The sequence below is a fragment of the Venatoribacter cucullus genome, assembly GCF_016132445.1.
Taxonomy (GTDB): Bacteria; Pseudomonadota; Gammaproteobacteria; order Pseudomonadales; family Oceanobacteraceae; genus Venatoribacter; species Venatoribacter cucullus.
Map to the genome: position 1 here is coordinate 516,673 of NZ_CP046056.1, position 23,282 is coordinate 539,954.

Consider the following 23,282-nt stretch of genomic DNA (forward strand, 5'->3'; position numbering starts at 1 on the left):
CCGAATGGCTTTTAAGTTCCGTACGGCCAATTCTGGGGGCAAAAAACAATAATGGTGGATTCCACTATGACAATAATAAGTAAAGGGTCTGGTTCTATGATGAAAAAGCTACCTTTGGCGCTGGCAGTATCGGCACTGAGTGCCATGCCTGCTGTGGCTGCTGAATTCAACTTTGGTGATCTGAGTATGCAGATCGACAATAACATCAGTTATGGTGTGGCCTGGCGTACCGAAAAGCCCGATAACGGTCAGATTATGCCCGATAATATTGGTATTTCAGGCGGATCTACCAGTCATGGTTCATCGTACAACTACGATGATGGCACTCTGAACTATAAACAGGGCGATATTTACAGCAACGTCTTTAAGTGGAACGGCGACCTAGAGCTGAGTTACCAAAACTACGGTGCCTTTGTACGTGCCCGCGCCTGGTACGACACCGCCATTATGGATTCCAAAACCAACTTTAAGCCTATCGCGGATGATGCCCGCGATTACGCTGGCCGTAACGCTGAAATTCTGGATGCATTCGTGTGGGGTGACTTTACCGTAGCTGATCGTCCACTGAACGTACGCTTGGGTCGTCAGGTGGTGAACTGGGGTGAGAGTACCTTTATTCAGGGTGGCATTAATAGTGTTAACCCGGTTGATGCGATGGCATTCCGTCGTCCAGGCGCAGAGGTTAAAGAGGGGCTTTTGCCAGTCAATATGGCGTTTGCTTCTTTCGGCCTTACTGATAGCACATCTCTTGAGGTGTTTTATCAGCTGGAATGGGCAGAAACCCGTGTTGACCCATGCGGTACTTTCTTCTCTACCATTGACTTCGTATATGAAGGTTGCGGCAACGTAGTAATCGGTAGCGGCTTCAATGAAGCAAATGTACCTGAATCACTGCGTCCAGCTTCGGTTGTAACTCGTTTGGACGACCGTAAACCACGTGATGATGGTCAGTTTGGTATTGCCTTGCGTTCATATATCGGTGGCACTGAATTTGGTGCGTACTATATGAATATCCATAGCCGTATGCCTTATATCAGCGGTCGTGTGGGTACTTATGGTGGTATTGCAGCGCAATCGTTGTTAGCTGATTTCGCAGCTGTTCCATCAATTGCTGCAGCTTTGAATGATGCAGATTTTGTGGCAAACCTGCGTAACCCTGAGTTCCAAATTGCATATCCTGAAGATATTCAAATTATGGGCTTAAGCTTCTCGACCGGTCTGCCTAACGGCGCGTCTTTAGGCGGTGAAATTAGCTACCGTCCAGATACTCCAATCCAATGGAACGCCTTTGAGTTGATCTTGGGTGGTTTACAGCAAAACAGCTTGATGTACCAAGATCGCGGTGGTGATTTAAGTTTGCTGGGATTGTTAGGCGGATTTAACGATGCAATGACCGCAGCGGATCCTACGCAAGCACGTATTGATACTGTTAATGGTGCCGTAGGCGGACAAATTTTGGATGGTTGGGATAAATTAGATGTGTGGCAAGCACAGCTGACCTATATCCAATTCTTTGACCGTGTACTGGGTGCTGATCGTTTAGCAATGGTAGTTGAAGGTGGTGTAACTCACGTAGCCGATCTGCCAAGCAAAAGCAAAGCACGTTATGGCCGTTCCGGTGCTTACGGTATCGGTGATGCATTTGCCGATTGCGCAAGTACAACTGCATCTACAGCTAACTCCAACTCTACTTACTGTACTGATGAAGGTTACGTAACTGAATGGTCAGGTGGTGTGCGTCTGCGTGCGGGTCTGGACTTCAACAACGCCTTTGCTGGTGTGAACATGACCCCGAACCTGTCTCTGTCTTATGACCGGGGTTACGGTCCGGAGCCGGGTGCTCAGTTCATTGATGAACGTTTAACTTACTCCCTGGGTGTGTCGTTCGTGTACCTGAACAACGCATCACTGGATGTTGCTTACACCGGTTTCAGTGGCAACCGTTACGATCAGATGGTCGACCGTGACAACGTATCCCTGGCGCTGAAATACGCATTCTGATAACTGGCTCAAAACAGAATTATTGAGGTTTATGAACCATGCTGAAAAAACACTATAAAACCTGGGGCAGCGCTATCGCGCTGTCCCTGATGGTAAGCGCGGCGAATGCGGCGGTATCTCCGGCTGAAGCGGCCAAACTGGGCAAGCAGTTAACCCCAATCGGTGCTGAAATGGCCGGTAAGGGCGACATTCCGGCCTGGACCGGTGGTTTAACCACCATGCCGGCAGGCGTGGCTAAAGGCGACAAGCTGGTGAATCCGTTCCCGGATGACAAGCCGAAGTTCGTGATTACGGCGGCTAACTACAAGCAATACGCGGCCAACTTAACCGACGGCCAGAAAGCGATGTTTGAAAAGTACCCGGAAACTTACCGTATGCCGGTGTACCAGACTCGTCGTACGGCGGCATACCCGCAGCACATTTACGATTCCAGCAAAACCAACGCCACCACCACCAAACTGCTGGACGGTGGTAACGGTCTGGCGAACTTCGTGGAAGGTGTGGCTTTCCCGATTCCGCAAAACGGTCTGGAAGTGGTGTGGAACCACATCGTTCGTTACCGTGGCGGCAGCGTAAGCCGTATTGTTGGTCAGGCTACTCCGCAAGCCAATGGCGATTATTCCATTGTGCGTCTGCAGGATGAGTTTACCTTCCGTACCAAGCTGACCGACTTCGCGCCGGATAAAGACGAAAACGTACTGTTCTACTTCAAGCAGGACGTGCTGTCTCCGGCTCGCCTGGCGGGTAACGTACTGCTGGTACACGAAACACTGGATCAGGTAAAAGAACCGCGTAAGGCCTGGGTATATAATGCCGGTCAGCGTCGTGTGCGTCTGGCTCCGCAGGTGTCTTACGATGGTCCGGGTACTGCCGCCGATGGTATGCGTACCTCTGACAACCTGGATATGTACAACGGTGCTCCGGATCGTTACGACTGGAAACTGATCGGCAAGCAGGAAGTGTACATTCCGTACAACTCTTACAAGCTGAAAGATCCGTCGGTTAAGTACGATGAGATCGTTAAAGCCGGCCACATCAATCAGGATCTGACCCGCTATGAACTGCACCGCGTGTGGAAAGTAGAAGCCACCCTGAAAGATGGCAAGCGCCATGTGTACGCCAAGCGTGTGTTCTACTTTGATGAAGACACCTGGCAAGCCGTTCAGATCGACCATTACGATGGCCGTGGTGAACTGTGGCGTGTGGCTGAAGCACACAGCGTGATGTACTACGACTACCTGGTGCCCTGGTACGCCGTGGAAACCCTGTACGATCTGAACTCTGGCCGTTACCTGGTGCTGGGTCTGGATAACGAAGAACCGACTTCTTACAACTTCGGCTTCCAGCGCAGCAGCGGTGACTACACTCCGGCGGCCCTGCGTCGCAGTGGTGTACGCTAAGCAATCTGACGAACCGGGGTAACCCGGTTCTGCAGACACAAAAAACCCGGCCTGTGCCGGGTTTTTTTATGCCTGTTGTTTCAGCAAATACCGGGGTTCAGAAGTTGTACACCAGGCTGGCCTGCAGCACGCTGCTGGCGTCTTTCTTAATGTATTCGCCGCGCAGGTCCAGGTATTTGTTCAGGTGCAGGCCGGCACCGGCGCCAATAATCAGGCCGTCGTCGTCACCGCCGTCCAGCCCTAAGCGGCCAATGGCGAACAGGTTTGGGTTAATTTCCGGCAGGTCTTTCGCAATGGTGCCGGCGATCCACAGGCCGCTGATATCGGTGCCGTCGGCATAGAAGTCGTCGGTCTGGCCGTACCCCAGTTCTACGGTGGTAACCACATCCGGCATGCGGTTGCTCAGTTCGTAACCTACAAACAGGTTGATACCGGCGGCATCGGCACTGCGGCCACCAAAGGGCATGTCGATGTGGTTGTAGGAAACACCAGCGCCCAGGTGCAGGCGGTTTTTATCAAAGCCACTGGCGGCCTGCTCGGCGTTTACCTGCAGGCTGAACAGGGGCAGGGCGGTAGCGATGGCCATTGCCAGGGGCGTTGTCAGGGCTTTGGGCAGTAATGTGTTCATGGAGTGTCCTTATTGTTCGGATTGTTTAATAGGGGTACAGACTTAACGGCGGTTCCTGCAGCGCGGCGGTTTGTTCGCGCAGCGCCAGAATGTGTTCCGACCAGAAACGATGGCTGCCAAACCACGGAAAGGCCGCCGGAAAGGCCGGGTCCTGCCAGCGGGTACATAACCAGGCCGCGTATTTCATTAAGCGTAAGGTGCGCAGTGACTCAATAAGCGGCAGTTCGTGCACCGGCAGCGGCCGGAACATTTCATAACCTTCCTGAATGACCATTAACTGCTGCTGTTGTTCCGCCCGGCTGCCACTTAACAGCATCCAGATATCCTGCATGGCCGGGCCCTGCAGGCAGTCGTCAAAGTCCACCATGTACAGCACTTCATCGCGCAGCAGCAGGTTGCCGGTGTGCAGGTCGCCGTGCAGACGTAACGATTGCGTCGGCGTTTCCTGCCAGCGTTGCTGTACCAGCTTAATCAGGTCATCGGTCAGGCTTTGGTAGTTATGACGGTAATCGTCGGGCAGCAGACCAGAGGCCAGCACCTGCTGTTGCGCCAGCTGTAGGTCAGCCGGCCCCTGCATTACGGGCCGGTGCTGAAAGTTCTTGTGGGCGCCGGCCTGATGCAGGCGCGCCAGCCAGCGGCCCAGCAGTTCCAGATCGTCGTCGTTGCTCAGTTCCGGTGCCTGGCCGCCGCGGCGTGGAAACAGGGCAAAGTAAAAACCGCTGTGCTCAAACAGGCTGTTGCCATTAATAACCAGCGGGGCGACCACTGGCAGGTCTTCCTGTTGCAGTTCCAGTAAAAAATCCAGTTCTTCCTGAATGCAGGCACGGCTCCAGCGGTTGGGCCGGTAGAACTTGGCGATGATGGGCTGCTGGTCTTCAATGCCCACCTGATACACGCGGTTTTCGTAACTGTTTAACGGTAATACGCGGGCATCGCAGTAAAACCCCAGGCTTTCGACCGCGTCCATCACTTTGTCCTGGCTGAGCAGGCTGTATGGGTGTTGCTGGGCAGAATCGGTGTCGGTCATACGGCCTCCTGATGTTGGCGCGCATTATGACCCTTTGGGTGGCGTTCTCGCCAGCGCCCACAGGCCAACAATGGCGGCGCCCTGTTGTTTCAACGCCCGCGCGGCGGCATCGGCGGTGGCGCCGGTGGTGATCACATCTTCTATTAATAAAATATGCTGCCCTTGTAACGGCAGTTGGCCGGCGTGCAGGCTGCGTTGCTGGTTTTGGCGGCGCTGGCGGCGGTTTAAACCGCGCTGATCCTGTTCGGTTGTGCCCGGTTGGTAGTGGCGCTGTAAGGCATTGCTGAGCAGTGGTTTGTGCATCGCTTTGGCCATATTGCGGGCCAGCAAACCGGCGGGGTTAAACCCCCGGCGCAGCAGTTTGCCCCGCGCCGAGGGCACAAAGGCAATGGCATCGATGCGGTTAATAATGTCTTCTGCTGGCATCTGTTGCCGCATTAACCAGCTCAGGCGCGGCAGCCAGCGCAGCTGGCGCTGGTCTTTGTATTGCTGCAGCCACAGGCTGACCGGTGCCCGGTATAAATAGGCGGCAAAGGCATAGTCGAACGCCGGCGGTTGTTGCAGGCAATGTTGGCAGCGGCCCGGTTGTGACAAGGGTTCGGCACATTGTGAACAGGCGGCACGGGCCATTGGCAGGTCAGCAAAACAGGCCGGACAGAGGAATCCGGCCGGGCCGGCGGGGGCAAAGCACAGCTCGCATTCGGCTTGTTGGGTAAACCAGTGAGCAACTTCCGATAGCTTGTAAACCAAAAAATTCTTGACGGTTGACCAGTATCCATTGGTTTTTATCATGGCGCACTCCCTGGGCTGATGCCGGGCAATATTAAGCCGTTTCTGAGGTAAAACTATGCGCCAACAGACTGATAATGGATTTCGCCATGACTGGCGGCGGGATGAAATTGACCAGATTATGAAGCAACCCTTTGCGGATCTGTTATGGCAGGCGCAGCAGGTTCACCGGCAGTATTTCTCGCCCAATCGGGTACAGGTGAGTACGTTATTGTCGATTAAAACCGGGGCTTGCCCGGAAGACTGCGCCTATTGCCCGCAAAGTGCGCACTACCATACCGGGTTGAGCCGGGAAAAATTAATGCAGGTGGCGGCCGTGGTAGAAAAAGCCCGGGCCGCCAAAGCTTCCGGTGCAGAGCGCTTTTGTATGGGGGCGGCATTCAGCTCGCCGCATCAGCGTGATATGCCCGCGTTGCTGGCCATGGTGCAGGAGGTAAAGGCGCTGGGGCTGGAAACCTGTATGACGCTGGGAATGCTCAGTGATACACAGGCGCAGCAGCTGGCTGCGGCCGGGCTGGATTACTACAACCACAATCTGGATACCTCGCCGGAATACTATGGCGAGATTATTACTACCCGCAGCTATGCCCAACGCCTGCAAACACTGCAGCATGTGCGTGAGTCTGGCATGAAGGTTTGCAGTGGCGGCATTGTTGGCATGGGTGAGCAGCCATCCGACCGTATTGGCTTATTACAACAGCTGGCCAATATGCCCCGCCACCCTGACTCGGTACCGCTGAATCAGTTGGTCGCGGTGCCGGGGACACCACTGGCCGATGCCGAACCTTTGTCGCCGCTGGAGTTTGTCCGTCTGGTTGCCACGGCACGGATTCTGATGCCGGCTTCCTGGTTGCGGCTGAGTGCCGGCCGTGAGCAAATGAGCGATGAAACCCAGGCGCTGTGTTTCCTGGCCGGTGCCAATTCCTTGTTTGTGGGTGATTGCCTGTTGACCACGCCCAACCCGGAACGGCAGCGTGATCAGAGACTTTTTGCGCAATTGGGTATTAATGCTGAACAACCGTTATTTTATGATGCGACGGCCGTTTGAATATAACAAAACAGTCTAATCAGCGCCGGTCGGGTGGTGGAAATAACAGATGGTTGTTGTTTAAATTATGTGCAGTAACCATTAATCCACCAACCATCCCTTTGGGGAGGTGTTTATGAATATCGGATCAACCGCCGGTTCGGCCTTTACGTCGGCCACTTATGCCATCGATCAGGGCACCACACAGGTACGCCGTGCGGCTCAGGATGTTGCCGATGCCACCACTGAGCGCCCGACCGAAGCGCCGGGCAAGCTGGCAGAATCCATGACCGACCTTAAGCGCGGTGAACTGCTGGTGCAGGCCGGTGGCAAGGTTATGGACGCTGCCGACAAGCAGCTGGGCACTTTAATTAATACCACTGCCTGAGCTTTCTGAGGTGAGTTATGCAGGTTCAGCCTTTATCTAACAGTGTGAGCAGTGCAGTGCCGGTTGCCGGCGCTGCGGCTGTGCTGTTGGGTAAGCAGGGTGAATCGGCACAGTCCACCGTACTGGCTCCGGTTGAAGGCGTCAGTTACAGCGCTTCTGTACAGAACGGCCCCCGTCCGGTGGCCGATACCTACGAAAATCCTTCCCGTAACCGCTCTTCTTCTGCGTCTTCGCCGGCTGCTGAAACGGCAGAATCTTCTGCGCCCCGGCAACAACGACAACAGCAGCAGGAAGAAGCCGAGCTGGAACTGGTGCGCGAATTAAAACAACGCGATCAGGAAGTGCGTGCCCATGAGCAGGCGCATGCGGCCGTGGGTGGCCAGTTAGCAGGCGGCGCTACTTATACCTATCAGCAAGGCCCGGATGGTGTGCGCTATGCCGTGGGTGGCGAAGTGCAGATCGATATGAGCAAGGTGCCCAACGACCCGCAGGCGACGCTGGATAAAATGCAGCTGGTGCAACGGGCGGCACTGGCACCGGCTGAGCCTTCTTCGCAGGATCGTCAGGTAGCGGCGCAGGCCGGTCAGGTAGCCGCCCAGGCGATGGCTGAGATTGCTCAGGAACGTCAGGACCGCCGGGTAGCGGAAACCGAAGCCCGCGAGCAAGCTGCGGCGGCAACCCGTGAAGAGCTGGAAGCGGCGCGCAAAGAGCAGAAAAAAGCGGACGAAAAAGAACAGGAAGAACAACAGGTGAGTGCGGCCGAGCAAATGGCGGAGTACAACGCCAAGATGCGCCGTATTAATGAATACCTGCTGGAAATCACTGTCCCGGCCCCGGTAACAGCGGGTCAGATTCTGGATGATGTTGTTTGATGCTTGCTGAACAAGCGGCTGAACGAGTGTAGGAGCGGCATTTTTGCCGCGAATCGGGTAGTTAAACCCGCCTGTACAGTGTTTATGGTAATTGGCCCGCCGCCAGCGGGCATCGCGGCAAAAATGCCGCTCCTACAGTCCAGCGTCCAGAGCAACACCGCGTCCGGCTTCCAGCGTAGCGAGCATCTCCGATCCAGTGTGTCGAGTATCTTCCGTCCGGCCTCCATCGCAGCGAGCGTCTCCCGTCTCCCGTCTCCCGTTCATGCGTCTCCCATTCAAACATTCCCCCTCTTGACATCCTTCAGCCACAAACGTATGTTTCAAACACTTGTTTGAATTGACGGTGTAGTCCGTCCATAACTCAACGCAGCTCTGCTGCAAGAACATAACAGGCAACGAGGTCATTCCTATGCCAGCTTACAAGGCTCCCCTGCGTGAAATTAAATTCGTAATGGACGAACTGCTGGATATGCCGGCTCACTATGCCAGCATCCCGGCTTATGCAGACGTCGCTACTCCTGACATGGTTGATGCCATCATCAACGAAGGCGCCAAGTTCTGTGAAAACGTGCTGTCTCCGCTGAACCGCGTGGGTGACATCGAAGGCTGTACCCGTCATGAAGATGGTTCTGTAACCACTCCGACCGGTTTTAAAGAAGCGTACAAGCAGTTCGTAGAAGGCGGCTGGCCGTCACTGGCTCATGAAGTTGACCACGGTGGTCAGGGTCTGCCGGAATCTCTGGGCATTGTTATGTCTGAAATGGTGGGTTCTTCCAACTGGTCCTGGGGTATGTACCCGGGTCTGTCCCACGGCGCGATGAACACCATCGAACTGCACGGTACTGACGAACAGAAACACATCTACCTGAGCAAGCTGGTGTCTGGTGAGTGGACCGGTACCATGTGTCTGACCGAATCCCATTGCGGTTCTGACCTGGGTATCCTGAAAACCAAAGCCGAGCCGAACGCTGACGGTTCTTATGCCATTACTGGCAGTAAAATCTTCATCTCTGCCGGTGAACACGACATGGCCGATAACATCGTCCACATCGTACTGGCCCGTCTGCCGGGTGCTCCGGAAGGTACCAAGGGTATCTCTCTGTTCATCGTGCCGAAGTTCCTGCCGAACGAAGACGGTACTCCGGGTGAGCGCAACAGCCTGATCTGTGGTTCTATCGAACACAAAATGGGTATCCACGGTAACGCCACCTGCGTAATGAACTTCGACGGCGCCAAAGGCTGGCTGATCGGACCGGAAAACAAAGGTCTGAACTGCATGTTCACCTTTATGAACACCGCCCGTATCGGTACCGCGCTGCAGGGTTCTACTGCCGCTGAAGCCTCTTACCAGGGCGCTCTGGCGTACGCCAAAGACCGTCTGGCCATGCGTTCTTTAACTGGCCCGAAAGCGCCGGAAAAAGCCGCTGACCCGATCATCGTGCACCCGGATGTCCGTCGTATGCTGCTGACGCAGAAAGCCTTCGCTGAAGGTGGCCGTGCGCTGGTATACCTGACTGCACAGCAGAACGACATTGTTAAGAAGTCTGAAGACGAAGAAGCGCGTAAAGCCGCTGATGAAATGCTGGGCTTCCTGACTCCGATTGCCAAAGCCTTCCTGACCGAAGTTGGTTACGAAGCCACTAACCTAGGTGTACAGGTATTCGGTGGTCACGGCTTTATCGCTGAGTGGGGCATGGAACAGCTGGTGCGTGACACCAAGATTGCCTGTATCTATGAAGGTACTACCGGTATTCAGGCACTCGACCTGCTGGGCCGTAAAGTGCTGATGACTCAGGGTGCTTCCCTGCGTAACTTCACCAAGCTGGTACACAAGTTCTGCCAGGCTGAAGAAGCCAACGCTGAACTGGCACACCTGGTGAAGCCGCTGGCCGAACTGAACAAAGAGTGGGGCGACCTGACCATGAAGATTGGTATGGCCGCGATGAAGAACCGTGAAGAAGTCGGTTCTGCTTCTGTAGACTACCTGATGTACTCTGGCTACGTGACGCTGGCTTACCTGTGGGCGCAGATGGCCAAGGTGGCTCAGGAAGCACTGGCTAACGGTACTTCTGAAGAAGACTACTACAAAGCCAAACTGGCTACTGCCAAGTTCTACTTTGCCCGCGTTCTGCCGCGTACCAAGGCTCACGCAGCCTCTATGCTGGCCGGTGCTGACACTGTGATGGACCTGGAAGAAGCTCACTTTGCGTTCTGATTTGTTCCAAACAGATCAATAAGTGACCAAAAAACCGCGCATTTGCGCGGTTTTTTGCTTTTCGGGCTGGGCATTATGGCCATAGTAAGTAAAATAGCGGCGTTTTTTGCCCCCGGTTCTGGTATGCCGTTGCCGGGTGGCGGAATGCCTAATCAAACATGAGGTGAAACATGGCAGACTATAAAGCTCCATTGCGCGACATGCGCTTTGTCCTGAACGAAGTTTTTGAAGCCGACAAACTCTGGGCTTCACTGGCAGGCTTACAGGGCGCCGTCGACACTGAAACAGCCGAAGCCATTCTGGAAACCTGCGGCCAGATCGCCAGCGAGGTTCTGGCGCCGCTGAACCGCAATGGTGACGAAGTCGGTTCCACCTGGAAAGACGGCGAAGTAACCGCTGCTCCGGGTTTCAAAGAAGCCTACCAGACCTATGTAGAAGCCGGTCTGAACGGTCTGGGTGGTAACCCGGATTTCGGTGGCATGGGCATGCCGAAAACCCTGGTCGGCCAGGTTGAAGAAATGGTGCAGGGCGCCAATATGTCCTTCGGCCTGGCGCCGATGCTGACCGCCGGTGCCTGTCTGTCCCTGAATTACCACGGTTCACAGGAACTGAAAGAAAAATATCTGCCGAACATGTACTCCGGCGTCTGGGCCGGTGCCATGGATCTGACTGAGCCGCACGCCGGTACTGACCTGGGCATTATCCGCACCAAAGCCGAACCGCAGGCTGATGGTTCTTACAACATTTCAGGTACCAAGATCTTTATTACCTGGGGTGAGCACGACATGGCGGAGAACATCATCCACCTGGTGCTGGCCAAGCTGCCGGATGCACCGGCTGGCCCGAAAGGCATTTCTCTGTTCCTGGTACCGAAGTTCCTGGTTAACGAAGACGGTTCCCTGGGCGAGCGTAACGCCATGGGCTGTGGTTCCATTGAACACAAAATGGGTATCAAAGGTTCTGCCACCTGTGTGATGAACTTCGACGGCGCCAAAGGCTGGCTGGTCGGTGAAGAAAACAAAGGTCTGGCCTGTATGTTCACCATGATGAACTACGAGCGTCTGGGCGTAGGTATTCAGGGTGTCGGTGCTGCCGAAGCCTCTTACCAGAACGCCGTGGCTTATGCCCGCGAGCGTCTGCAGAGCCGTGCCCCGACCGGTGCCGTGGCCAAAGACAAAGTGGCTGACCCGATCATTGTGCATCCGGACGTGCGCCGTATGCTGATGACCATGCGTGCCTTCAACGAAGGTGGCCGTGCGTTCTCTACTTATGTGGCCAAGTGGCTGGATATCGCCAAGTTCAGTGATAACAGCGAAGATCAGCAGCACGCCGATGCCATGCTGGCCCTGCTGACTCCGGTAGCGAAAGCGCTGCTGACCGACAACGCGCTGGAATCCGCTATTGCCGGTCAGCAGGTGTTCGGTGGTCACGGCTTTATCCGCGAATGGGGCCAGGAGCAGTATGTGCGTGATATCCGTATCACTCAGATCTACGAAGGTACCAACGGTATTCAGGCACTCGACCTGATCGGCCGTAAGATTGCCGGCAACAATGGCGCGTTCTACAAGCTGTTTGAAGCCGACATCAATGCCTTTATCGCCACTCAGGCGGGCAACGAAGCCATGGCGGAATTCATTGAGCCGCTGAAAGCCGCGCTGGAAAACCTGAACGATCTGACCCAGTGGGTAATGGATCAGGCCAAGAACAACCCGAATGAAATCGGTGCGTCTTCGGTTGAATACCTGCACGTATTCGGTCTGACCGCTCTGGCTTACATGTGGGCGAAAATGGCTGCCATTGCGCTGCCGAAAACCGGCGAAGAAGCTTTCTACAAAGCCAAAGTGGGCACTGCCCGCTTCTTTATGAAGCGTCTGCTGCCGCGTTACATCGGTCTGAGTGCAGCCGTTAAAGGTGGCGCAGAGCCGCTGTTCGAGCTGGAAGAAGAAATGTTTGAAACTGCCTAAGCAGTAACAGACAACGTCAGCAACCGATCAGGTTGCTGACCAGAAAGCCGCCTGCGGGCGGCTTTTTTGTGCCTGTTTGCCGGCAACCGCCCGCAATACTGGCCGCCAGAGTGGCTTGGCGAAAACAGACGTTTGTCTATAATGCTCCGCCAACAGACTCTGGCACACTGAATACCCCCCCTAAGCACAGAGCCTTCCACGGACAGGTAGAACCTCATGAGCAAAGAACTGGATAAGCGCGTTGAGCGTTCCCGCCGCCAGCTGATGACCGCCTTGCTGGAATTAATGCAGCAGCAGCCGTACCGGAAAATATCGGTGGCGCACATCTGCGAGCATTCCGGGGTGGCGCGGCCGACCTTTTATCTGCATTACCGCAGTAAAGATGACCTGCTGCGCGGTTACATCGAAAGCATGTTTCTGCAGTTTTATGAGCAGGTGGACGAATACCTTACCAGTACCCCGGACGCCGATCCGATTATTGCGGAAATTATGTTCCGGCAGTGGTCAGAGCGTGCCGACATTGCGCGGTTATTGGTCAAAGACGATATTGAAGCGCTGATGCTGAGCGAGTTTAAACGCTACGTTGACCGCATCATGCAACGCTTTATCAGCGCCCACAAAGTGCCGGTGCGGGATACCAGCCTGCTGCCCTATGTGGTCGATTTTCTGGCTGGCGCGTCTTTTATGGTGATTGTGCGCTGGATTAAAGACGACTTTCCGGTGGACGCCAAAGAGATGGGTTCGCTGTACGCCAACCTGGTGCGGCCGGGCTTATTGCAGGTGTTGCTGAGCGGTAAGCTCTGAGCCTGGTCCGGACACTGGAACCGCAGAAACAAAACAGGAGGCCGCAGCCTCCTGTTTTTTTATTCCCCGCAAAGATCAGGCGCCGGCGCGGCGGGCCTTATCGGTACGTTTGTCGTGAATCTGTTTGATCTTGCGGGTGGCTTTGTCGAAGGCGTCTGAAACCGCCAGATACATATCCTCATGCTCGTGCTGATCGTGCTGGTCGCGGGTAATGGCCACGGTCTGACCGGGCAGGCCGATTTCCAGCGATACATGCGCCAGTTTGCCTTTGTAGCTGTGATTATGCGGCATGGCCACCACGGCGCGGATGCCGATAATATCGTCAAAGGTGGTGGTGAGTTTGCCGGCTTTTTCGCGGATGTGTTGTTCGACGGCGTCAGAATGACCGACATCACGGAAGCTGATTTCCAAACCTTTCATAGTCGCTCCTTATCATGGTTGACCTGAACCGCCGGGCATCAGTACCCAGCAGTCTTTTCAGGGTTGGCTTTATCAGCCTACACCAGCTGACAGCGGGAACAAGCCCCCACAGGTCAATGTTCGTCAACAGTGTTTTTAGTGCGCTGACTGACATTGGGCCATGCGCACCGCTGTGCTAATCTGGCCGTCTTCAACTTCAGCCACGGAATCGCTGATGCGCGTGTATAACCTGCCGGTGGTGTTTTTTGATCTCGACGACACCCTGATCAACAAGGATGCCAGCAGCCTGTGGATTCGCTGGCGTGCCAAACGTGAGCGCTGGGCCATTGTCGAAGCCTTGCTGGCACTGGCCTCGTTGTACCGGGCCTATAAAAAAGGCCGGGTAACGCATTGGCGGCTGTCCAACTATTACCGCACCCGTACCCGGGGAATGACCCTCAGCGAATACCGTACCCGGGTGGATGCTTTTTTCCGCGAACGCGGCCAGTTACATATATACCCGCAGGCGGCGTCACTGTTATTTGCCTACCAGCGCCAGGGCAGTGAAGTGGTGATGATTACCGGTGCCGACGATGTGGTGGCGCAGGCCTATGCGCGGGCGCTGGGCATTCAGCACGTTATCAGCAACCGCTTGCGGCTGCAGGGTGAGCAGATTACCGGGCTGGAACGCCCGTTGTGTTATGGCCCTGGTAAGGTGGAACTGGCGCAGCAGTTTTTGCAGGAACGCGGTTTAAACTTTAAAGACGCCGTGTTCTACACCGACAGCCATGCCGATCTGCCGCTGTTGCAGCGGGTGGCACAGCCGGTGGTGCTGAACCCCAATCCGCAGCTGCGTACCGCCGCTGCCGAACATAACTGGCCCTGCCTGGACTGGCGCACTGACTGAGCCGCCCGGCGCTTGCCCGGCGCTGCCGGGGCCGTTATAGTTCGGTTCATCTTTTTTCTGAACAGTCATGGAGCCTGCGGTGTTTTTCCACTATGAACGCCTCCAGCAACAAGGCCAGCATCTGACCCGTCGATGGTGTTAAGCGCAGCCGTTTTTCCTTTCCGGCCTCCCGGCCCCGTTATGTGCGCTTAATCGCTGTTTATTTGCCAAAGGTTCGTTATGACTCCGCAACAATTTGCTGCTCTGACTGAGCAGGGTTTTAACCGTATTCCCGTTACCCGTCAGGTACTGGCCGATCTTGATACGCCGCTGACCACTTATCTGAAACTGGCCAATGCGCCTTTTACCTACCTGCTGGAATCTGTGCAGGGCGGCGAAAAATGGGGCCGTTATTCCATGATCGGCTTACCCGCCCGCGAAGTGCTGAGCGTAACGGGTTACACCGTGCGCCTGCACCGTGATGGCCAGCTGGTGGAAGAACAGCAGGTGGCTGACCCGCTGGCGTATGTGAGTGAATTTCAGCAGCGTTACCGCGTACCGCAACTGGATGGACTGCCGAAATTCAACGGCGGCCTGGTGGGGTATTTCGGTTACGACACCATCCGCTATATCGAACCACGGCTGAAAGAGTCTTGCCCGCCCGACCATCTGGGCACGCCGGATATTGTGCTGATGGTGTCAGAAGAAGTGGTGGTGTTTGATAACTTAAGCGGCAAGCTGCATTTAATTGTGCTGGCCGACCCGGCGCAGCCGGATGCGCTGGTTAAGGCCGAACAACGGCTGGAAACCCTGCGCCAGCAATTACGCCAGCCCTACACCGGCAGCGTCGGGCAGCCACTGGCGGCGGCCAAAGCGGTGCAGGAAGACGATTTCCGTTCGCTGTTTGGTGAGCAACCCTTTATGCAGGCGGTCGACAGCATTAAAGAATACGTACTGGCCGGTGACATTATGCAGTGCGTTATTTCCCAGCGTATGCAGGTGCCGTACGGCGGTGATCCGGTGAATATTTACCGCGCGCTGCGCACCTTAAATCCCTCGCCTTATATGTATTGCATGCACCTGGATAATTTCCACGTGGTCGGTTCTTCACCGGAAATTCTGGCGCGGCTGGAAGAGGGTGAAGTAACGGTGCGCCCCATTGCCGGTACCCGTTACCGGGGTGCCACCGCAGAAGAAGACCAGGCGCTGGAGCAGGAATTATTGTCCGACCCGAAAGAAATTGCCGAGCATTTAATGCTGATTGATCTGGGCCGAAATGACGTTGGCCGCATTGCCCAGACCGGCACGGTGCAGGTAACCGACCAGATGGTGGTGGAGCGCTATTCCCACGTCATGCACATCGTTTCCAATGTTACCGGCAAAGTAAAAGACGGTATCGGTGCCATGGACGTGCTGCGTGCGGTGCACCCGGCCGGTACCTTAAGCGGGGCGCCGAAAATCCGCGCCATGGAAATTATTGATGAATTTGAATCGACCAAACGCGGCGTATATGGCGGCGCGGTGGGTTATTTAAGCTGGAACGGCAATATGGATACCGCCATTGCGATCCGTACTGCAGTGATTAAAGACGGCATGCTGAATATTCAGGCAGGTGCCGGGGTGGTGGCGGATTCTGTGCCGCGACTGGAATGGAAAGAAACCATGAACAAGGGCCGGGCAATGTTCCGTGCCGTGGCCATGGCGGAAGCCGGACTGGATCAATAACCACAGAATCAACCGGTGCGCGGCACCGCAGGAGTCACACAATGCTCGTTATGATTGATAACTACGATTCGTTTACCTACAACATTGTGCAGTATTTTGCCGAGTTGGGCGCCGATGTGCGCGTGTTCCGTAACGATGAAATTACCGTACAGGAAATTGAAGCGTTAAATCCGGATCACCTGGTTATTTCCCCCGGCCCCTGTACGCCGAATGAAGCGGGAATTTCCATGGCAGCCATCCGTTACTTTGCCGGTAAATTACCCATTTTAGGCATTTGTTTGGGCCATCAGAGTATTGGCCAGGTGTTCGGCGGCAACATTATCCGCGCCGGTCAGGTGATGCACGGCAAAATCTCCGCCATTCATCATGCCAATACCGGTGTATTTGCCGGCCTGAAAAACCCGTACAACGCCACCCGTTACCACTCGCTGGTAATTGATAAACAGCAGTTACCTGACTGTCTGGAAATTACTGCCTGGACCGAAAATCCGGATGGCAGCATGGAAGAAATTATGGGTGTACGGCATCGTGAACTGCCCATTGAAGGGGTGCAGTTTCACCCGGAATCCATTCTTACCGAGCATGGCCACGACCTGCTGCGTAACTTCCTGACGATGAAAAAGGATTAAGCCATGACCGCTATCGATATGAAAACCGCCCTGGCACGAGTAGTGGAACGTCAGGATTTATCCACCGACGAAATGATTGCAGTAATGCGCCAGATTATGACGGGCCAGTGTGATGACGCGCAGATTGGTGCGTTTCTGGTGGCCCTGCGCATGAAGAGTGAAAGCATCGACGAAATTGTCGGTGCGGTTACCGTAATGCGTGAGCTGGCCACCGGGGTAAAAATCAATGACCCGCACGCGGTGGATATTGTGGGTACCGGCGGCGATGGTGCTAATTTATTTAATATTTCCTCGGCGTCGTCCTTTATTGTGGCCGCAGCCGGTGGCGTGGTGGCCAAGCATGGCAACCGCGGTGTGTCGTCCAAATCCGGCAGCGCCGATTTTATTGAAGCGCTGGGCGTAAATTTAAATTTAACCCCGCAGCAGGTCGCGCGCTGTATTAATGAATTGGGTGTGGGCTTTATGTTTGCCCCGTCCCACCACAGCGCCATGAAATACGCCATTGGCCCGCGCAAAGCGCTGGGGTTGCGTACCATTTTTAATATTTTAGGTCCCATGACCAATCCGGCCGGGGTGCCGAATCAGGTGCTGGGCGTGTTCAGCAAAGCGCTGGTGCGGCCATTGGCGGAAGTGTTGCAGCGCCTGAACAGCGGCCATGTGCTGGTGGTGCATTCCAAAGACGGGCTGGATGAAATCAGCCTGGCCACCGACACTTACGCCTGCGAATTAAAGAATGGCGAGCTGCGCGAATTTATTATTAAACCGCAGGACTTGGGCATTACCCCGCAAGTGTTAACCGGGCTGGAAGTTGACAGCGCCGCCGACAGCGTGGCGCTGGTGAAAGACGCACTGGGCAAACGCGAAACCGACAACGGCAAAAAAGCCGCTGATATTCTGGCCCTGAACGCCGGCGCCGCCATTTATGTGGCGGGCTTAGCGCAAAATCTGAAAGACGGCGTGGCCATGGCCGAAGACGCTATTTATTCCGGCCTGGCGCTGGAAAAAATGAACGAGCTGGTGCGCTTTACCCATTACCTGAATGCAGACGAAGCCAATAACGCATGAATACGCCGACCATTCTGAAAAAAATTATTGATACCAAAGCGCAGGAAGTTGCCAGCCGCAGCAAGACCTTGCCGTTGGCGGAATTAAAAGCCCGCGCGCTGGATATGGACCCGGCAGCATTGCGCGGTTTTTATCGTTCTATGCAGGCCAAAGTGGATGCTGGTTTACCGGCGGTGATTGCCGAAATTAAAAAAGCTTCGCCGTCCAAAGGCGTGCTGCGCGAGCATTTTGTGCCGCAGGATATTGCGCAATCCTATGAACAGGGCGGTGCCGCCTGTTTGTCGGTACTGACCGACCATGATTATTTCCAGGGTCATGAAGATTTTCTGCAGCAGGCGCGCGCCGCCTGTTCGCTGCCGGTGATCCGCAAAGATTTTCTGGTCGATCCGTATCAGATTTACGAAGCCCGCAGCATTAACGCCGACTGTGTGCTGTTAATTGTCGCGGCACTGAGCAAAATGCAGCTGCAGGACCTGGAAGGCATTGCCCATGAACTGGGCATGGATGTGCTGGTGGAAGTGCATGACGAAGCCGAACTGCATACAGCATTGACCCTGAAAACGCCGCTGCTGGGCATTAATAACCGCAACCTGCATACCTTTGAATTAACCCTGGAAACCACCTTTGGTTTATTACCGCAGGTGCCGGCGGGTAAATTGCTTGTGACCGAAAGCGGAATTTTAAGCCGCGACGATGTGGCCGCGATGCGCGCCCGCAATGTGAATGCGTTTCTGGTCGGCGAAGCCTTTATGCGTGCAGAAGAACCGGGCGCGGAATTGCAGAAGTTGTTTTTTTAGTAATCAGTTGAGGGTTCTGGGTTGGGCGTTCGGCGCGCTGCGTGGAATATATCCGGTGCTCGCTGAACCCTGAACGCTTAACCTTGAACGAAAAAAATCACCCTTCCAATTCCCTTCCCGCCGCATTCGTTTTTAACCAGCCCCGCACCCGGCGCGTCACTGTATTGGCATAATCGGCCCGCAGGCTTAACGCCGGTATGCGGATCTGCTGATACGCCTCGCGCTGTTGGCTGTGCATACGGCCGGCGCGTTCGCGGTTGGTAAATTCGCTGTTGCGGTTATAGGGCGTCAGTAAATCCAGCAGCGGTAATTGCAGGCCGCTGAGGGCATCCTGCAAACGCAGCGGCGCATAGCTGTTTTCCAGCGCATCAATCAAGACCAGGGCATAGCCTTCCTCTTCGCCATTGGCCGCGGCCGGTTGCTGTTGCTGCAGCCAGGCAATGGCCCAGGCGGCGCTGTGGCCGTGGGCCACAATCACCAGGTTCATCTGCCCCATACTCTGCAGCTGGCTTACTCCGGCGCTGATGCGTTGCAGCATTTGCTCGCGGTAATGGTCGGCCGCAGAGGGTGCTGGCACCTCAGGTTCCGCCGCCGTGGTGGTTTCCGGCAGCGGTGGTAAGCCGGTTAAGCGCGGCAGAGCGGGTTCGTTATCGCTGACCAGCGTTGCGCTGTCGTTGCTGGCGTTGCTGTCAGAAGTACCGGGACCCGCCAGGCCATTACTGTCGGCAGGCTCAGGAGCCGTTGGTATGTTTTCCGCGGCGGTGTCAGCCGCCGCGCTGTTGTCATTGTCTGAGGCTGCATCGGTTGCTTCTGCCGCCGTCTCGCTATCCGCGTTGGCCGGAGTGGGTGGCAGCGGTTCGCTGCGCGGTGGCAGAGTCGCTGGCGGCGCATCGGGCAGGGCGATGCTGAGCGTGGTCCAGCCGTAATCGGGCAGGTATTCGCGCAGCGGGCCGGCGCTGTCGGGCCAGTGGCTGTGTTGTCCCTGATCGTGCAGGATCAGCACTCCGCCCTGTGGGTTGCGGCTGCGGTTGCGCAATAACAGGCCGGTAAACGCGGTTTCCCCGGCCACCATGGCTACCGCCTCATGCGGGCGCTGGTGCTGTTGCAGATGGCGGATAACGCTTTGCTCGCGGTTGTGCGGCAGGTCGGGCGTGACGCGGGGTGGCAAAGCACTGCCGCTGTCAGCGCCGGGGGCTGCCGCCTCTGTATCCGCGCCAGTGGCAGCTTCAGTGTCAGCCGTTTCTGCCGTATCCGCTTCTGCCGCCGCCGTGGCAGGTTCGGCCTCAGCGTCCTCAGCCCAGGCTGGCAGCGGGCCGGCGCCAAGACTAAGCCACAGCAGGGCAGCGCCGAACCAGCGGGGCAGGTGCACTAAGAACATCAGATAACGGCAATCGGGCACGGGTGAGTCCTGTTATAAAAAATTGAGGTGGCAATATTGTAATGAACAGAGCAAAAACCGTTCCCGGTAGAGTTCACCCGGCGCTGGCCTTACAATAGCCGCTGATATTCAGCCTGCCCGGAACCGCCCATGAACGATTTTCTGATTGCCCCGTCCATTCTGTCTGCCGATTTTGCCCGTCTGGGCGAAGAAGTCGATAAGGTGCTGGCGGCCGGTGCCGATGTGGTGCACTTCGACGTAATGGATAACCACTATGTGCCCAACCTCACCATCGGCCCGATGGTGTGCAAAGCGCTGCGTAACTACGGCGTGACCGCGCCCATTGATGTGCATCTGATGGTTAAGCCGGTGGACCGGATCATTGGCGATTTTATTGAAGCCGGTGCTACTTACATTACCTTTCATCCGGAAGCCTCTGAGCACATTGACCGCAGCCTGCAGCTGATCAAATCCGCCGGTTGCAAAGCCGGGCTGGTGTTTAACCCGGCCACGCCGCTGCATTACCTGGATTATGTAATGGATAAAATCGATGTGGTGCTGCTGATGTCGGTGAACCCCGGGTTTGGTGGCCAGTCCTTTATTCCGGGGACGCTGGACAAGCTGCGCGAAGCCAAAGCGAAAATTGCCGCCTCCGGCCGTAATATCCGGCTGGAAATCGACGGTGGCGTAAAGGCCGATAATATTGGCGAAATTGCCGCCGCCGGCGCCGATATGTTCGTAGCCGGTTCGGCCATTTTTAACGCCCCGGATTACAAAACCGTGATTGATAAAATGCGCGCGGAAATTGCTGCGGCGGTTAAGTGATGCTGTGGAGTCAGGCGCTGCAGGCGCACTTTGGTGCAGCCGGTCCGCAACTGTTGCTGCTGGATCTGGACGGTACCTTAATTGACAGCGTGCCTGACTTAACCACCGCCGTGGATGCCATGCTGGCCGGGCTGAAGCGGCCGCTGGCAGGGGCAGAAAACGTCAGCCACTGGATTGGTAACGGTGCCGATGCGTTAATCCGCCGGGCTTTGTGCCGCGGCGATGAAACCGCCGCCCAGGCCTTGCCGGCGGCTGACGTGCAACCGGCGCGGGCACTGTTCGATGTGGCTTATCTGCAGGCGCTGCATCAGGCCACCGGCGCTTATGCGGGGGTGGCGGAATTTCTGCACAACCTGCAGCAGGCAGGTGTGCCGATGGTGTTGATTACCAACAAACCGCGCTTGTTTACCTTGCCGTTGCTGGAATCGCTGGGCTGGCTGGAATTATTTGCGCTGGTCTTGTGTGCTGATGATCTGGCGGAAAAGAAACCCTCACCGCTGCCGTTATTGCACGCCTGTGCACAGCAACAGGTCGCGCCCGCGCAGGCGCTGATGATTGGTGATTCGCGTAATGATATGCAGGCCGCCCAAGCGGCCGGCATCGCCTGTGCGGCAGTAACCTATGGCTATAACCACGGCGCTGATATTGCCGATTCGGCTCCGGACTGGGTGGTGGATAATCTGCTGCAGTTGCTGGCCTGAGCGGGCCACTGACAGCCGGCCCGGTCGGGCCGGTTATGCACGGCCCAGATCCTGACGGATCAGCAGATTCTCCCAGGTAATCGCCACGTTGGTGGCGTACAGTTCCAGCAGTTGTTTATCCAGCGCTGAGGGCATCTGGTTGTAACGCACATAGAGCAGGTTTTCGCTGCCCCGCTGCGACGTGAAATAACCAATGTAATGGTCATCGTAATAATGGCTGCAGCGTTCCTGCATGGCCTTTTCAAACCCTTCCCGCACCAGCGGCGGAATGGCATCGAGGGATTGCAGGTCACTGAATTCCTGCAGCTCGCCGGTAGCCGCCAGTACCCGGAAACGGCGGCCATGCTGGTCATCCGGCGTTTCTATGCTGGAGCAATACAGCGCGCTTTGTTCCAGCCCCAGCAGGTTGGTGACCTGGCTTAATACCGCCGAGGCAAAGTGGTTAATGGCCCCACTGCTGAACACTTCGGCCGACGCCAGAATAACCCGTTCCAGACCATGCCGGTGTTCGTTCAGGGTGCAGATATCACGGTAACTGCGCAGCGTGGCGTACATCAGGGTATTGAGCTTGGTGGTGGTCAGCTCGGTTTTGTCTTTGTAGTCGTTAATGTCGTAGGTGCGGATCACTTCGTGTTCGGGCGCCTGACCGGGCTGGCCGGTACGCAGCACAATGCGGGTATAGCGGTTGCCCAGTTCTTCGCGGATATAGCGCACCACATTCAGGCCGGCGTGTTCGTCTTCCATCACCACATCGAGCAGGATCATGGCGATATCGCTGTTGGCTTCCATGATCTGCTGCGCTTCGGCACCGCTGTAGGCGCTGAGCAGCTCCAGCCGCCGGCCATCGAACTGAAAGCCCGCCAGCACCATACGGGTGATGCGGTGAACGTCGGGTTCGTCATCGGCAATCAGAATACGCCAGACCGCCGCCGGCACAGCAGTGGTGTGCTGATCGGGCTGGTCATCATCGGCAAACAGAAAATCATCAGACATAGCCGGCTCCATCGTTCCGTGTGGAAAACCAGTCTACCCCAGAGCGGGGCGTGGCAGGAATGCTGGCCAACCCGGCCGGTTTACAACCGTGCCGGTGCCGTCGGGCGGGTGCCGTAAACCACCATGGTTTTGCCTTTCACCGACACCAGCCCCTGTTCTTCCAGTTCTTTCAGTACGCGGCCGACCATCTCGCGGGAGCAGCCGACAATGCGGCCGATTTCCTGGCGGGTAATTTTAATCTGCATGCCGTCGGGGTGGGTCATGGCGTCGGGTTCGCGGCACAGTTCCAGCAAGGTTCCGGCCACGCGGCCGGTAACATCCAGAAACGCCAGGTCGCCGGCTTTGCGGGTGGTGCGGCTTAAGCGGGTGGCCATCTGCCGGAAAATATGGAACAGCAGGCTGGGCTCCAGTTTGACCAGTTCCTGGAACTTGGCGTAACTGATTTCAGCCACTTCGCATTCGGTTTTGGCTTTTACCCAGGCGGTGCGTTCTTTGTATTGCTCATCGAACAGCCCCATCTCACCGAAAAAATCACCGTCATTCAGATAGGCCATGATCATTTCACGGCCATCTTCGTCTTCGATAATGACCGACACCGAGCCTTTGATGAGGTAGTACAGAGTATCGCTTTCTTCGCCGGCATAGATCAGCGTGGCCCGGGCCGGATAACGGCGACGGTGGCAGTGGGACAAAAAGTCGTCCAGGTGCTGATGTTTGGAGGGTAAGCGGGGCAGGCTCATAATTCGGGCATCCGGTGCTGATAACGCAG

Annotated in this window: 22 protein-coding genes; 15 read left to right on the forward strand and 7 right to left on the reverse strand. The window is 55.9% G+C overall.

All coding sequences use genetic code 11. From position 1 onward, the window contains the following. Positions 1 to 96 precede the first annotated feature (96 nt). Entirely contained in the window at positions 97 to 2,001 is a 1,905-nt protein-coding gene (locus GJQ55_RS02640) for a DUF1302 domain-containing protein (RefSeq protein ID WP_228345968.1), read from the forward strand. Between the two features lie 38 nt (positions 2,002 to 2,039). Further along, positions 2,040 to 3,401: a DUF1329 domain-containing protein gene (locus GJQ55_RS02645; RefSeq protein WP_228345969.1), complete on the forward strand. Its 1,362-nt coding sequence runs from the start codon at positions 2,040 to 2,042 to the stop codon at positions 3,399 to 3,401. Between the two features lie 97 nt (positions 3,402 to 3,498). Here the strand turns inward: GJQ55_RS02645 and GJQ55_RS02650 are convergent, their stop codons facing one another. The 3 genes from GJQ55_RS02650 to GJQ55_RS02660 are packed head-to-tail and all read right to left on the reverse strand — an operon-like array spanning position 3,499 to position 5,848. Then, positions 3,499 to 4,029 carry an outer membrane beta-barrel protein gene (locus tag GJQ55_RS02650; protein ID WP_228345970.1) on the reverse strand — a complete coding sequence of 177 codons (531 nt, stop codon included), beginning with the start codon at positions 4,027 to 4,029 and terminating at the stop codon, positions 3,499 to 3,501. A 25-nt stretch (positions 4,030 to 4,054) separates the two neighbouring features. Next, positions 4,055 to 5,056 (reverse strand): serine/threonine protein kinase, encoded by a 1,002-nt coding sequence (locus GJQ55_RS02655; protein ID WP_228345971.1) that lies wholly within the window; start codon positions 5,054 to 5,056, stop codon positions 4,055 to 4,057. Positions 5,057 to 5,080: 24 nt separating this feature from the next. Next, the gene (locus tag GJQ55_RS02660; protein WP_228345972.1) at positions 5,081 to 5,848 is read right to left on the reverse strand and encodes a ComF family protein; all 768 of its coding nucleotides are present in this window, start codon (positions 5,846 to 5,848) and stop codon (positions 5,081 to 5,083) included. A gap of 55 nt (positions 5,849 to 5,903) precedes the next feature. Between GJQ55_RS02660 and bioB the strand changes: the two genes are divergently transcribed. From bioB to GJQ55_RS02690, 6 genes are all read left to right on the forward strand, one after another. Further along, entirely contained in the window at positions 5,904 to 6,893 is a 990-nt protein-coding gene (gene bioB, locus GJQ55_RS02665) for a biotin synthase BioB (RefSeq protein ID WP_228345973.1), read from the forward strand. A gap of 115 nt (positions 6,894 to 7,008) precedes the next feature. Beyond that, positions 7,009 to 7,260: a hypothetical protein gene (locus tag GJQ55_RS02670; protein WP_228345974.1), complete on the forward strand. Its 252-nt coding sequence runs from the start codon at positions 7,009 to 7,011 to the stop codon at positions 7,258 to 7,260. A 17-nt stretch (positions 7,261 to 7,277) separates the two neighbouring features. After that, a complete protein-coding gene (locus GJQ55_RS02675) occupies positions 7,278 to 8,132 on the forward strand; it encodes a putative metalloprotease CJM1_0395 family protein (RefSeq protein ID WP_228345975.1) in 855 nt (284 codons plus the stop codon). Between the two features lie 409 nt (positions 8,133 to 8,541). Next, entirely contained in the window at positions 8,542 to 10,347 is a 1,806-nt protein-coding gene (locus tag GJQ55_RS02680) for an acyl-CoA dehydrogenase C-terminal domain-containing protein (protein ID WP_228345976.1), read from the forward strand. Positions 10,348 to 10,517: 170 nt separating this feature from the next. After that, a complete protein-coding gene (locus tag GJQ55_RS02685) occupies positions 10,518 to 12,311 on the forward strand; it encodes an acyl-CoA dehydrogenase C-terminal domain-containing protein (protein ID WP_228345977.1) in 1,794 nt (597 codons plus the stop codon). A 216-nt stretch (positions 12,312 to 12,527) separates the two neighbouring features. Next, positions 12,528 to 13,115 carry a TetR/AcrR family transcriptional regulator gene (locus GJQ55_RS02690; RefSeq protein ID WP_228345978.1) on the forward strand — a complete coding sequence of 196 codons (588 nt, stop codon included), beginning with the start codon at positions 12,528 to 12,530 and terminating at the stop codon, positions 13,113 to 13,115. Between the two features lie 75 nt (positions 13,116 to 13,190). On the opposite strand, the gene GJQ55_RS02695 is transcribed toward GJQ55_RS02690, so the two are convergent. Then, positions 13,191 to 13,535, reverse strand: a complete 345-nt coding sequence (locus GJQ55_RS02695; protein ID WP_228345979.1) for an HPF/RaiA family ribosome-associated protein — start codon at positions 13,533 to 13,535, stop codon at positions 13,191 to 13,193. Positions 13,536 to 13,749: 214 nt separating this feature from the next. Here GJQ55_RS02695 and GJQ55_RS02700 point away from each other — a divergent pair, with 214 nt between their 5' ends. The 5 genes from GJQ55_RS02700 to trpC all read left to right on the forward strand — a co-directional run bounded on the left by GJQ55_RS02700 (position 13,750) and on the right by trpC (position 18,616). Further along, positions 13,750 to 14,421, forward strand: a complete 672-nt coding sequence (locus tag GJQ55_RS02700) for an HAD family hydrolase (RefSeq protein WP_228345980.1) — start codon at positions 13,750 to 13,752, stop codon at positions 14,419 to 14,421. A gap of 219 nt (positions 14,422 to 14,640) precedes the next feature. Continuing rightward, on the forward strand, positions 14,641 to 16,125 hold the full coding sequence (trpE, locus tag GJQ55_RS02705) for an anthranilate synthase component I (protein WP_228345981.1): 1,485 nt from the start codon (positions 14,641 to 14,643) through the stop codon (positions 16,123 to 16,125). A 41-nt stretch (positions 16,126 to 16,166) separates the two neighbouring features. Next, positions 16,167 to 16,754: an anthranilate synthase component II gene (locus tag GJQ55_RS02710; protein WP_228345982.1), complete on the forward strand. Its 588-nt coding sequence runs from the start codon at positions 16,167 to 16,169 to the stop codon at positions 16,752 to 16,754. Between the two features lie 12 nt (positions 16,755 to 16,766). Beyond that, on the forward strand, positions 16,767 to 17,819 hold the full coding sequence (gene trpD, locus GJQ55_RS02715; RefSeq protein WP_228346741.1) for an anthranilate phosphoribosyltransferase: 1,053 nt from the start codon (positions 16,767 to 16,769) through the stop codon (positions 17,817 to 17,819). Beyond that, positions 17,816 to 18,616 (forward strand): indole-3-glycerol phosphate synthase TrpC, encoded by an 801-nt coding sequence (gene trpC, locus GJQ55_RS02720; RefSeq protein ID WP_228345983.1) that lies wholly within the window; start codon positions 17,816 to 17,818, stop codon positions 18,614 to 18,616. Before trpD ends, trpC begins: the two co-directional genes overlap by 4 nt. 97 nt (positions 18,617 to 18,713) lie before the next feature. On the opposite strand, the gene GJQ55_RS02725 is transcribed toward trpC, so the two are convergent. Then, positions 18,714 to 20,015 (reverse strand): DUF3530 family protein, encoded by a 1,302-nt coding sequence (locus GJQ55_RS02725; protein WP_228345984.1) that lies wholly within the window; start codon positions 20,013 to 20,015, stop codon positions 18,714 to 18,716. A gap of 129 nt (positions 20,016 to 20,144) precedes the next feature. Between GJQ55_RS02725 and rpe the strand changes: the two genes are divergently transcribed. Both rpe and GJQ55_RS02735 read left to right on the forward strand, forming a co-directional pair. Further along, positions 20,145 to 20,819 (forward strand): ribulose-phosphate 3-epimerase, encoded by a 675-nt coding sequence (rpe, locus tag GJQ55_RS02730; RefSeq protein ID WP_228345985.1) that lies wholly within the window; start codon positions 20,145 to 20,147, stop codon positions 20,817 to 20,819. Further along, positions 20,819 to 21,520, forward strand: a complete 702-nt coding sequence (locus GJQ55_RS02735) for a phosphoglycolate phosphatase (protein WP_228345986.1) — start codon at positions 20,819 to 20,821, stop codon at positions 21,518 to 21,520. Before rpe ends, GJQ55_RS02735 begins: the two co-directional genes overlap by 1 nt. A gap of 33 nt (positions 21,521 to 21,553) precedes the next feature. Here the strand turns inward: GJQ55_RS02735 and GJQ55_RS02740 are convergent, their stop codons facing one another. Together GJQ55_RS02740 and crp are read right to left on the reverse strand one after the other, a co-directional pair. Further along, the gene (locus GJQ55_RS02740; RefSeq protein ID WP_228345987.1) at positions 21,554 to 22,513 is read right to left on the reverse strand and encodes a DUF3369 domain-containing protein; all 960 of its coding nucleotides are present in this window, start codon (positions 22,511 to 22,513) and stop codon (positions 21,554 to 21,556) included. An 80-nt stretch (positions 22,514 to 22,593) separates the two neighbouring features. Further along, positions 22,594 to 23,253 (reverse strand): cAMP-activated global transcriptional regulator CRP, encoded by a 660-nt coding sequence (gene crp, locus GJQ55_RS02745; RefSeq protein WP_228345988.1) that lies wholly within the window; start codon positions 23,251 to 23,253, stop codon positions 22,594 to 22,596. Positions 23,254 to 23,282: the final 29 nt, after the last annotated feature.